This window comes from Litchfieldella rifensis (genome assembly GCF_042646605.1).
GTDB classification, from domain to species: domain Bacteria; phylum Pseudomonadota; class Gammaproteobacteria; order Pseudomonadales; family Halomonadaceae; genus Litchfieldella; species Litchfieldella rifensis.
Map to the genome: position 1 here is coordinate 19,162 of NZ_JBHRUG010000031.1, position 11,887 is coordinate 31,048.

General features: G+C 62.3%; 9 protein-coding genes. 4 read left to right on the plus strand and 5 right to left on the minus strand.

Features of this window, described 5'->3' with window-relative positions; translation table 11 throughout:
- Positions 1-37 precede the first annotated feature (37 nt).
- The gene (locus ACFOEV_RS15770; RefSeq protein WP_386775638.1) at positions 38-1,357 is read left to right on the plus strand and encodes a selenium-binding protein SBP56-related protein; all 1,320 of its coding nucleotides are present in this window, start codon (positions 38-40) and stop codon (positions 1,355-1,357) included.
- A gap of 200 nt (positions 1,358-1,557) precedes the next feature.
- Here the strand turns inward: ACFOEV_RS15770 and ACFOEV_RS15775 are convergent, their stop codons facing one another.
- Positions 1,558-2,265: a winged helix-turn-helix transcriptional regulator gene (locus ACFOEV_RS15775; protein ID WP_386775640.1), complete on the minus strand. Its 708-nt coding sequence runs from the start codon at positions 2,263-2,265 to the stop codon at positions 1,558-1,560.
- Between the two features lie 256 nt (positions 2,266-2,521).
- On the opposite strand from ACFOEV_RS15775, the gene ACFOEV_RS15780 reads away from it, so the two are divergent.
- From ACFOEV_RS15780 to ACFOEV_RS15790, 3 genes are all read left to right on the plus strand, one after another.
- A complete protein-coding gene (locus ACFOEV_RS15780; RefSeq protein WP_386775642.1) occupies positions 2,522-3,967 on the plus strand; it encodes an FAD-binding oxidoreductase in 1,446 nt (481 codons plus the stop codon).
- A 70-nt stretch (positions 3,968-4,037) separates the two neighbouring features.
- Positions 4,038-5,036 carry an outer membrane protein assembly factor BamB family protein gene (locus ACFOEV_RS15785; protein ID WP_386775644.1) on the plus strand — a complete coding sequence of 333 codons (999 nt, stop codon included), beginning with the start codon at positions 4,038-4,040 and terminating at the stop codon, positions 5,034-5,036.
- Positions 5,037-5,169: 133 nt separating this feature from the next.
- Entirely contained in the window at positions 5,170-5,712 is a 543-nt protein-coding gene (locus tag ACFOEV_RS15790; RefSeq protein WP_386775646.1) for a cytochrome P460 family protein, read from the plus strand.
- Between the two features lie 73 nt (positions 5,713-5,785).
- Here the strand turns inward: ACFOEV_RS15790 and thiI are convergent, their stop codons facing one another.
- The 4 genes from thiI to ACFOEV_RS15810 all read right to left on the minus strand — a co-directional run bounded on the left by thiI (position 5,786) and on the right by ACFOEV_RS15810 (position 11,687).
- Positions 5,786-7,261 (minus strand): tRNA uracil 4-sulfurtransferase ThiI, encoded by a 1,476-nt coding sequence (thiI, locus tag ACFOEV_RS15795; protein WP_386775648.1) that lies wholly within the window; start codon positions 7,259-7,261, stop codon positions 5,786-5,788.
- A gap of 155 nt (positions 7,262-7,416) precedes the next feature.
- A complete protein-coding gene (locus ACFOEV_RS15800) occupies positions 7,417-7,887 on the minus strand; it encodes an aminoacyl-tRNA deacylase (RefSeq protein WP_386775650.1) in 471 nt (156 codons plus the stop codon).
- Positions 7,888-8,019: 132 nt separating this feature from the next.
- A complete protein-coding gene (locus ACFOEV_RS15805; RefSeq protein WP_386775652.1) occupies positions 8,020-11,064 on the minus strand; it encodes a transglycosylase domain-containing protein in 3,045 nt (1,014 codons plus the stop codon).
- A gap of 176 nt (positions 11,065-11,240) precedes the next feature.
- Positions 11,241-11,687, minus strand: coding sequence for a nuclear transport factor 2 family protein (locus ACFOEV_RS15810; RefSeq protein ID WP_386775654.1), 447 nt, complete (start codon positions 11,685-11,687; stop codon positions 11,241-11,243).
- Positions 11,688-11,887 lie beyond the last annotated feature (200 nt).

Here is an 11,887-nt window from a genome sequence, read left to right on the forward strand (position 1 = left end):
AGCGGAGGCGGGCCCCGCCTCCGCTAGGAGGCAGACCATGAGACATCGCAATCTTTCACCCAAGGCACTGGCGGCTCCAGTGGGCATGGCACTGGTCCTGGCAAGCGGTTTCCCCCTGGCCTCGGAGAGTACCGAGGAGCATGGCGACACGCCGCGCGAGGCGTTCCTCTATGTGGTCGCCATCGACACGGGCGATGGGAACAACCCGGACATGCTGGCCATCGTCGGCGCCGACCCGGACCGTGGGGACGAGTATGGCGAGATCATTGGGGTGGAGTCTCTCGCGCACGCGGGCGACAACGTCCACCATTGGGGCTACTCGCTGGATCAGGAGCGACTCCTCATCCCGGGATTGTTCTCCGATCGCTTCTACGTGTTCGACATCTCCGAAGACCCGCGGGACCCGCAACTCGTCCGGGAGGAGGAAGGCCTGCGGCCGGACAGCGGCTACGTCGCACCGCACACGGTGAGCCCGCTGCCCGGCGGCGTCGCATTGGTGTCGATGCTCGGCGCCGACACTCCCAGCACCGGCCCCGGCGGTCTGGTGCTGATCGACGACGAGACCGGCGGGTTTGTGCGTCACTTCGGTCCGGGCCCCGAGCGGGCGGCGGATGATACCGGCCCCGAGTTCATGTACGACATCGCCTACAACGCCGACCTCAACCGATTGGTCACCACCACCTGGGGATACCCCGGGGACGTGCTGGAGAATCCGTACGGACCGAGTGGCGACACCGTCTCCGTGTGGGACGTGGAGAAGGAGGAGGTCATTCAGGTCGTGCACCTCGGCGAGCAGAGTGGTGCCACGGAGGCGGACTGGTTTCACGCCCCGGACTCGCGCTATGGTTACACGGTAGGCACCTCCGGGAACGCCTGGCTGTGGGAGGACGAGGACGGCAACGGCCTGCTGGACTTCCACGTGGTGCTGAGCGACCTCGCCCTTCCCTGCGACATGACCCTCTCGCCCGATGACCGCTACCTCTACATCGCGAACTGGTTCGGCGACAACGTGCAGCAGTACGAGATTAGCGATCCCTACCAGCCGGAACTGGTGGGTGAGGCATCCGTGCCGCACCCGTGCATGATGCGCCTGAGCCCCGACGGGGAGCGGCTGTACGTCACCAACTCGGTGCTGAGCACGTTGGATGACGACCCGGAGTTCGGTCCCCGCAACGACGCCTACGGCATCTATCTGCTCGAGGTGGACGCCGAGCAGGGCGGGCTGTCGCACGTGACGGAGGACGGCAGTGCCTGGGCGGATTTCTCAAGCGTGCAGAAGGAGAATGGCATCGGCCCGGCCGGTCCGCACATGATCCTGTTCGATCCCGGCGTCCCAATCGAGGCAGGACACCACTGACTCGGTCCCGGTGCAAGGCGGGCCATGCCCGCCTTGCACCGGGGCAATCCGAAAGCTCGGCGCCGCTTTGCCGGCCTTACGACCGTTTTCAATGGCCCATCGATGGCGCTAGCGTTATAGCGGCGCCCGCTTCTCCCCCCGATACGCGCCAAAGCTGGATGGTCGAGGGGGTGGTCGGCATCCCCCTTACGCTAGCCAGGTCACGCACTCACCCGCTTGGTTTCCGCGGCGAAGGCGCTCAGTCCCAGCCAGGTCTGCATACTGGCCTTCAGTTTTCGGTCGCCGGTCAGCTTGAGCTTGCCGGTGTCGATGGCTTCCTGCACGGACATCAGACCCATCCAGATCGCGGTCATGCTACGCAGATCGCAGACCACGTACAGGTCGACATCATGGCCGGGGTCCTTCTTGCAGAGATCGATCGGGCCTTGCTCGGATGTGTTATTGACGACCAGCCACCACTTCGCCTGACCGCGTGTCACATCGTGGTACAGAAACTGTATCGTGACCCTGTCTCGTGGCAGTGGTGTGGGGTTCAGGTTGCGCCGCATGTCCCACATCAGTAGCGACGGGTCGAGATTCTTCATGGAGAGCTGCGACTCCAGCCAGCGCTGCCCCCAGCTTCCCATCGACATGATCACGGGGCGAAGTTCTTCACCGGCTTCGGTGAGCTCGTAGAGTGGCGTGCCGGTATCGGGGTCGGCTTGGCGTCTCACGACTCCCAGCGCTTCCAGTTCGCGTAGCCGTTTCGATAGCAAGGCGGGTGAGATGTGGGGTAATCCCCGGCGTAAGTCATTGAAACGGTGACTCCCGCACAGGAGTTCGCGCACCACCAGGATGGTCCAGCGGGTTCCCAGTACCTCGGAGGCCATGGCCACCGGGCAGAATTGCCCATATCCCCAATCAGCCATTGTATCTCCTCCCAAATCACTACCGGAATCGTTGCCGCGCCGGCATCACGGGAGAGGGATCTCATGCGCAGCGCGAGGGCGGTACAGATGGTGAATCCATGGCCATCGAACGGCGCTGCTACTGTTGACTATACCACTTCCCCCCACTGGCGAGACACCTGGTGCAGGGACGCATAGGCGAGGTGGTTGCCACTCGGGAAGGGGGGTACCAAGGACCATTGCATATCTCTAAATTGCTTCGAGAGGAGTCCTGACCATGAGAGCGAAAACGCTGGATGGCCTTGAGATTGACGTGAAACCGGATGTGCTCAACCGCTTGAAAATGCAGCTACAAGGACCGTTGTACACGCCAGGCGACGCGGGCTTTGAGGAATCACGTAGTTTGTGGAATGCCATGATCGATAGAAAGCCCGCCATTATCGTGCGCTGTCTCGGCACGGCCGACGTAATGGCGGGCGTGCGCTTTGCGCGCGAGCACAACCTGCTGCTGTGCATCAAGGGCGGGGGACATAACATCGCGGGCTTGGCCGCGGCCGATGGGGCGTTGATGCTCGACCTGTCGCTGATGCGTGGCGTATGGGTCGACCGCGAGAGCCGGGTTGCCCATGCGCAGGCCGGGTGCATCCTGGGTGATGTGGATCGCGAAACCCAAGTGCATGGGCTCGCCGCAGTTCTCGGTTTCGTGTCGACCACCGGCATTGCCGGCCTCACCTTGGGCGGTGGGTTCGGCTATCTGACGCGACGCTGGGGGTGGACCGTGGACAACGTGACAGGGATGGATGTGGTGACCGCGGACGGCCGGCTGGTACATGCAAGCCACGACGAGCATGCGGATCTGTTCTGGGGCTTGCGTGGCGGTGGTGGCAACTTCGGGGTCGTGACCGGCTTCGATTACCGGCTCCATGACGTTGGCCCGGAAGTCGTCGGCGGCCTCGTGGCCTGGCCGGCGAGCGAGGCGCCCGAGGTGCTCGAGCTGTACCGGACGCTCGCCGAGCAGGCGCCGCCTGAACTCACCCTGGTGGCAATCATGCGCAAAGCGCCTCCCGCGCCTTGGCTGCCGCTGGAACGGCATGGTACGCCGATCGTGGCACTGCTCGCCTGTTACAGTGGCGATCCGGATGAGGGCGAGAAGGTGGTGGCGCCGATCAAGTCGTTCGGCAAGCCCATCGGCGATGTACTCGTGCGGCGGCCCTACGCGCAGATGCAGACGCTACTCGATGCGACGCAGCCCAAGGGGCGGCGTTACTACTGGAAAAGCGAGTACCTATCGAGTATCGAACCGGCCTTCTGTGAAAAGGCAATCGAGCACGCGGCAAGCGTTCGTTCGCCCCATTCGTCGGTGATCCTGTTCCAGATCGGTGGTGCCTTGCATCGACTCGATCACGATCACTCGCCCGTTGGCAACCGCGATGCACGCTATGTGTTTAACGTGGCGGGTTCATGGGAGCAGCCGGACGACGATCAGGCGAACATCGAATGGGCGCGCAACGCGTGGCACGACATGAAGTCGTTCTCCACCGGCGGGACCTACATCAACTTCCTGACCGAGGACGAAGGCGCGGAGCGCGTCGAGGCAGCGCTTGGCTCGGCACTCCAGCGGCTCGGCAAGATCAAGTCTCGCTGGGATCCGCAGAACGTGTTTCGCATCAATCGCAATGTCAAACCCGAACAAGTGAGTCGGGCTTCGCAGATTGCCTCTTGAGCCTGGGCGCGATCATGCAGTGTTGACACATGGCACTGAACCAGTGGAAGCGATCAATAGCGGAGGGGGGATGTCCAAGTTCGCGGTCGCCTTGGCGTGTGGAGTCCTGATGATGGTCGGCTCCTCGGCGGTGAGCGCGGCCACTCGGTACCCCAGTAACCCCTGGCTTACCGAGCATGCCGTCTTCGTCTCCCATGAGGGCATTGCCCGAATCGATCGCCGTAGCGGTAAGACGGTATGGACGGCGCTGACGGGAGAGCAGACATTCGAACCGGTCATTGCGGCCGGTTGGCTGCTCGCCGGCACCAGCTCCGGACTCGTGGCGTTGTCACCACACAGTGGTGAGGTGATCTGGCGGCGGTTCACCGACGAAGTCGTGTTCTCGCCGAGCGTGGCCGACAGCCTGGCCTTCATTGCCGGACGGGACGGGCGCCTGCGCGCTCTCGACCTGCCGAGCGGAGAGATACGATGGACACGCCAGTTCGACGGCTGGGTCTATCCGCCAGCCGTGCAGGGCGGCGTTCTCATCACCGGAGGGCAGGGTGCCAGACTGTGGGCCCTGGACCCGGCGACCGGGACCAGCGTATGGGAGCGAGCCCTTCGACAGGAGCTCGTTTATCGGCCCATCGCCGGCAAGATGCTGGTGTACGTAACGACCTTCGCCGGTGAATTGCTAGCCTTGAACCCTACCGACGGCAGCATCCGCTGGCGTTATCACGATGACGGGGTGAGCACCAGCCCGGCGGTGGATGACCGCTTCATCTATCTAGGGCGGTTCGACGGCGTTCTGCAGGTTCTCGATCAGGCGACGGGTGAGTTGCGATACCGGCAGCGATTGGGTCAGGGGCCGCTACGCCCACCTCATGTGGGCGATGGCAGGATCGCAGTGGCCGACAGGGAGCGTCTTGTCACCGTACTGGACACCGAGAATTTCGAGATCGCATGGCAGGGCAGGTTGTCGACCCCGTTGCTGGCCAGTCCCTGGTTCGAGCACGACGAAGTCGCCATCGCCGGTCCCGGGTATCGCCGGGATACCTTTGTCCTTTCGCAAGACCCGGGGAGCCGCTGACTCGCAGGAGATTGCAGATATACCTCCACGTCGGCATCTCGTATGTCGAGAAAGAGTGTAAGGTTGCGGCGATTCCCGCAACTAAAACAATCAGGCATGAAAACCGTCAACGACACGCAAGGAGGAGATAACCATGAAAACAACAACGCTCCTAGGGTCTATCGGTATCGGGCTCATGACGACAAGTCTGGTGGCATGGGCCCAGCCGCCCTTTGGTGGCGAGGAAGATGTCACTTACGCCGAAGCATTGTGGGAAACCATGAAAGACAGCAACCTGGTGGGCGAAAAGCGCACCATGTCGGCCCCTTACACAGGGCAGCATCCGCATGGCGCCATTCTCGACACCATAGATGGGGAGATCTCAGTAGAAGGCACCACTGGACCGGTGATCGTCAAGCGCAACTATGGCGGTGACGGCGTATCCATGGAAGCCGTCTGGAACGATCCCGATCAGTACCTGGTAGCCGTGACCATCATGTTCCAACGCGAAGGTTATGACCCGGACAACAATGACTGGTTCTGGGCCAAGTATCTGCCGGACGGCAGTCTTGACACGAACCCGGAGGGCAGGCCATTGGCCGGAAGAGTCGCCAAGGGAATGGAGCAGGGATGTATTGCCTGTCACTCCACTGCTTCGGGCGACGATCTGGTGTTCGGTCACGACCGCTTCCAATGACCCAGCGATAGCACGGGCGCCACGGTGGCGCCCGTTTTTTTCGGGGGCTGCCCTCTAAGCGGTCATATCCCGCTTAATCTTCCTGATATACCCCGAAGTTGGTCAACCCCTGATCGGCGAGGTGCAGGGCTTGCATATGACTCATCACGCCTTGTTGGCAGTAGAGCAGGTACTGTCTGTCGCCGGGTAGCGACCTGGCCTTGTCCTGGAGTTCGTAGAAGGGAATTTCCAGGAGTTCGACATTGGCCACCTCCAGCGGGGTGGCATCGCGCTCATCGGGATGGCGAATGTCGATCACGCTGCAGTTTTCCTGGGCCGCCAGGGCTTGCGGCGAGTCGATGACCTTGACCTCGTCGAGTGTTGGCAGGCTTCTCTTCGGCAAATCGTCGACACGGGAGACGTCGGCGCTGTCGACTGCGCGGTCTAGCACCGCGAAATCGAACTCGGCTTCCGCGGCTTCCACGTCGTCGCGGCGTGCCTGGGTGTTGGGGCGCTTGGAAATCACTCCGCAGTATTCGGGCATGTTTTCGGCGAAATGTGCGGTGTCGATATGCCGGGCTTCATTGATGATGTCCTGCTTGTCGGTGGCGACCAGCGGACGCAGCACCGGACGTTTGGCCACGTCGTCGATCAGGCCCAGGTTGGTCAGGCTCTGGCTCGAGACCTGAGCGATGGCGTCGCCGGTGACCAGGGCCGGAATCCGTCCTTTGGCGGCGACTCTGCTTGCCGCACGCAACATCATGCGCTTGAGTACCACGCCCATCAGGCCATCGGGGATCTTGGTGAGGATTTCGTTGACGACGCCGTCGAAGGGCACGGAGATGAAATTGACCCGGTGCGAGGCGCTGTAGCGCTGCCACAGGTGGTAGGTGACCTCGCGTACGCCGGCTTCGTGAGCTGGCCCTCCCAGGTTGAAGAACAGGAAGTGGGTCTTGAGGCCGCGGCGAATCATGCGGTAGGCCGCGACCGAAGAATCGAAGCCGCCGGAAACCAACGCCAGTACGGCACCTTGCGTGCCCAGCGGATAGCCGCCGAGCCCCGGGCGACGCTGCGTGATCAGGGTCAGCCGACTGCCCTTGAGTTCGAGGGCGACCACCACGTCGGGGTGCTTCAGGTCGACGCGGGCGTGGGGAGCGTCGCGCAGCAAGACGCTACCCAGGTAGCGCTCCAGGTCTTCGGAGTTGAAGTCATGCTGACCGCGACGTTTGACCCGTACGCAGAAGCGCTTGTTTTCGATCTGCGGCAGCCACATCGGCAGCAGCCGCTCGGCCGTTTGTGCGAAGGACTGGAACTGGCAGTCCTCGACGGTCAGCACTTCATGGATGCCGGAGGTGCGTGTCATCACGTCTTCGAGGGTAGCCAGGGTATCCGCGGGCAGGTCGGCGCTGGGAGTGACATAGAGGGCGTCCCAGCCGCCGCCGACACGCACGCCGCTGTCGTAGCGGCGCAGGGTGTTGCGGATATTGGTACGCAAGCCGCGCACCATCTGCTGGCGTACGGTGCGAGATTTGATGGTGATTTCCGGGAAAAGCTTGATCAAATACTTCATTGAGGTTAAAAACATTTAAAAACAATTGGTTATTATAATAGCAACGCCCATCGATCAGAACAATCGATGGGCGTTGTTTGTCGTATCGTCAACGCTCAGGCACAGGCGGATGGCTTCGCCGCCTGGCGACGGAAACGGTGCGGGGGGCCGATGAATCACAAATGCCGGCTGAAGTGGCCGTGCTCGACGCCGCTCATCAAGCGGTTGAATTCGCGTCCGCTCATGTGCACCAGGGTTTCGTGGTCGCCGGCTTCGAAATAGATGTCCGGTTGGTTGCGCAGTTCGTCGTCGACGAACACCTGCAAGCCATATGCCTGGCCCAGTGGTGTCAAGGCGCCGGGATCGCAGTCATCGAAGCTGCGCTTGACCTCGTCTTCCGAGGCGAGCCCGATACGTTCGTGGAGCATGCTCGACAGCCTGTCCAAATCCGCTTCGCAGGTGCTGGGTAGCACTGCGACGCGGTAGCCGGATTCACCATTGAGCAGTACCGCCTTGGCCAGGTGGTTACCGGCAATGTGCGTCAATTCGGCAATGCGGTTGGCTGTCACTTCGCGGGGATGCTTGATCTCCTCATAGTCGATGTCTTGCGACCTGAGGTATTCCCGCATCGTCATTGCCATGGCCATGACACGTCCTCCTGCGGCCCGAGTGGCCGATATGGTCTCAAACGAGGCATCCATGCGGCACTTCTCCCTCGTCTCATAAGAATAGCTGGAGTGCGTGACCTATGCCGCTCGTCACGCTATGGCTTGCGTGGATTATCGTCCCGCGAGCTGAGTGGCAGGGAGAGGGGGCTGGCATAGACTATGCCGGCCTGGTTGCAGGTACGGCCGCAGGATGGGCTCCATGCCTTTGAGCACCTGTACCGGCAGGGCCGAGGTGAAGCGGAAGTTGTCCGACTGGCTGCCCGCCACATAGGCGGTCAGCGTGCCGAAGTGGTCCTCGCCCAGGTAGAACACGAAGGTGGCGGTGCGATTGCGTGCCCGGGAATCGATGACATGACCGGAACGAGTGACGGTCTCGATGCGGTTGTCACCGGTACCGGTCTTGCCGCCCAGCGTCAGCGGGGTGCCGTCTTCCAGCGTGAAGCTGCCTTGCAGGCGTCGCGCGGTGCCACCATCGACGACTTGCGACAGGGCGTCGCGCAGTACCTGGGCGACTTCCGGTGCCATTGCCCGGCTGCCGCGTGGGACGTCATGGACGAAACGGGTATCGTAGGGCGTGTCCTCCGCGAAGTGCAGGCTGTCGATGCGCAGCGTGGGCAGGCGTATGCCGTCGTTCAGGATGATGCCCATCAATTCGGCCAGGGCGGCCGGCCGGTCGCCGGAACTGCCGACGGCGGTCGCCAGCGACGGGACCAGATGCTCGAAGGGATAGCCCAGGCGTTCCCAGCGCTGCTGGATATCGAGGAAGGCCTCGACCTCGAGCATGGTGCGGATGCGCACATCCCGGGCACTGCGGTGGCGAGTCCGGAACAGCCAGCCGTAGACCTCCTGGCGCTCGTCCAGGCTGGCGTTGGCGGCTTCCTGGAAGTCCGCCTCGGGGTGCTCCAGCAGATAGCCGAGCAGCCATAGCTCCAGCGGGTGCACACGGGCAATATAGCCTTGATCGGAAAGGTCGAAGGCACCTGGCCCATAGCTTCGGTAGAGCTCGTCGATGCGCTTGTCGCCGAGACGTTCCTGAGGCAATCGCTGTCTGAGGAAGGTGGCGAATTCCTCACGGTCGGCATCCGGCATCAGGTAGCGATGCACGGCGGCGAGACGCACTTGGGTGGTGCGCAAGCCATCGAGGAAGATAGCGAGACGTTCCGAATTGTCCTTGTCCTGATACTTGCGCCAGAAGCGCAGTAGAAACACGCGCCCTTCACGATCGGCGAAGCGGCGCAGGTATTCCATGCGACGCGGGTCCTGGTCGTCCTCGAGCAATTGGGCGCGGTTGACATTCTGGTAAGTACTGTAGCGCACCAGATCACGCAGCAGTCGCACGAAGGGCAGGTTGATCGATTCGCGCAGGGCTTCGTTCAAGGTTGGATGACGGCCGTTGTCCTCGCGGCGGAAGTTGCTGAAGGTGTGTCGCCCACCGCCGGTGAAGAAGGCCTCGTGAGGGCTTGCCGAGTAGCGGCGCTCCATGGCGGCCTCGAGCAGCGTCGTCAGGGGGATGTCCGGGGTGGTGATCAGGGTGTCCAGCACCCAGCGGCTCAGCGTGTCCTGGCGGTCGACCGCGATCTGGCGTAGGTCCTCGACCGGCTTGGCGGCATAGCGCTGGTGCAGTTCGGCGATCACTTCCAGGTAGGTGGCGAGCACCCGCAGTTTGGCGGTCGAGCCGAGTTCCAGCTTGCTGCCTTCGTTGATATCGAAGGGCTGGCCGGTGTTGTCGGTCTGGACCCGGACACGAAAGCCGTCGTCACTACGCTCGAGCAGGGTGAAGCTATAGCGTACCTCGTGGGTCTTTTCCGGGGACAGCAGCCGTTCGCCGAACAGGCCGATCTCGTCGGCGAAGTCGGGATCGGCGAGGCGCTGCAGGTAGTCGGTCACCTGCTGTTGCAGCTCGCCGTTCAGGGTAGTGCTGGCGCTGAGGTCGAGGCGGTCGAGGTCGTAGAACGACAACCCGAGAAGGCTGCCGAGTCGGCTGCGAGCCGTCTGCACGCCCTTGCTGCTGTCAATCCTTGTCAGCGCCGGGTCCTGAGCGAAATGACGAAACGTCAGTGTTTGCTCCAGGGCGGCATCGCGTAGCGCGGGATCGATCACTTCTGCCTGAGCCAGTAGGCGCAAGTAGCTGTCGGTGAGCCGTCCCAGTGCCTGACGGCCGCTCGACAAGTAATAGGAGGGACGGCGCTGGGCAATCATCAGGGACACCACCTGACGCAGTGCGAGCCCTTGTTCCGCCAGTGAACTGTTGCGATTGAACGCCGGTTCCAGCAGCTGGTTGACGGTGTCGAAGTCGGAACCAAACCAGACCCACAACCCGTCGCCGATACCATGCACTTCGCCGTAGCCGGGAGCTGCCGACAGGGGGACCGAGTTGAGGTAGTCGAGTGCCACGTCCCGGCGCGCCTGCAGGGTCTCGGGACCTTGCCGGTAGCTACGCACGCTGGCCGACACCATCTGGCGCAGTTTTTCCATCGCCGACACGGTCAGCCCGTGAGGTGAGTGGCGGTATTTTTCCACTTGGGTGGCCAGGGTGCTGCCGCCGGCGGCTTGCTCTTGCACATCCAGTGCCTTGCCGACCTGGGTCATGGCGGCCTTGGCGAAGCGAGGCCAGTCCACCGCAGGGTTGGTGAACGGGTGGGTATCGTCGAGCAGTTCGCGATTCTCGATGAACAGCAAGGCTTGCAGCACCAGCGGTGGAATCGCGTCGAAGTGCGGATAGTGACGCTGTGGGTGGTGGAAGCGATAGAGCGGCTCGCCGCGACATTCGCTGATGGTCAGCCCGGCTCGGGTCTTCTCCGGATAGGGGGGGAAGAAGCCACGCTGGGTATAGTCGAGCAAGGCAGGAGAAAAGCGCGCCTGGCGCTCGACGATGAAGTCGTGGCGTGACAGACGCTCCTGCAAGGCGGGAAGTTGCGTATAGCCAAGGCGGGTGTCGAAGGGACCGTGCTTGGGGAAGATGAGGCTGTTGCTGGGACCGGGTCCGACACTGAATGTCAGTGTGTCGGCGTAGCGCGAAAACTCATGGGCCTGCAGGCGTGACGTACGCGCCTCGGCAACCAGCAGTGTCGCCATGATGGCCGACAGCGATGCCAGCAGCCATAACGTCAAGGCACGCAGGCGAAGACGCGATTTCGTTTCGGGAAGCGTAGGCAAAGGCTGTCGCAGTATCTCCTGGTGGGAGAGATCGGGCGCCCTACGCGCTGAAGAATACTCGAATGCGCCCATACGCCACCCTCCAGCGCGGCTCCCACCATGACTCTCTAATTAAAGAGTAGCCGGGTGAGGCGGAAAGGGTGAGGGGGCCAGAATAATTTCTTTCCACGGTTTCTTTACACGCTCGGGTGACTTTCCCGCCCTGCCACTTGTTCGATCCAGTCATTGAGATTGTAGTAGTTGGTGACACGAGCCACCTTGCCATGACGGATGTCGAAGAAGGCGCCGGCAGGCAGTTCATAGGTCTGTCCCGCGGCCGGGGGCAGGCCCTCGTCGGTGGCCAGGTATTCACCGTGGACCACGAACTCAGCGGCACCGCGGCTGCCATCGGCGTTGACCATGATCACCATGTCGCTCAGCCGCTCCCGGTAGCAGTGGTTCATATGGGCCATGAAGTCGGCGAAGGCGGCCTTGCCGATCTGGCGTTCGCCCTGGTTGATGTCGTGGACCACTTCGTCATCGAGCAGGGCGAGGAACGTGTCCATGTCACCGGCATTGAAGGCCGTGTAATAAGCTTGGATCAGGTCATGGGAGGTCATCGCAGTATCGCCTTCCTTTATCATGGGTTGGACTCATGGTAGGACAAATCCGGCGAGGCAGGCTTGCCCCGTTGCGGCGTCGGAATCCTCCATGGCGTCCGTCGACCCTTTATCTCTTTTGACTCGGCTACGCTGGTACGGGAATTCTCGCAAAACCATCGAGCGATGGTACCCACAATCCTCTCTAGGCATAATCTCTGGATCGAGGAGCCCTATTTCCCGCC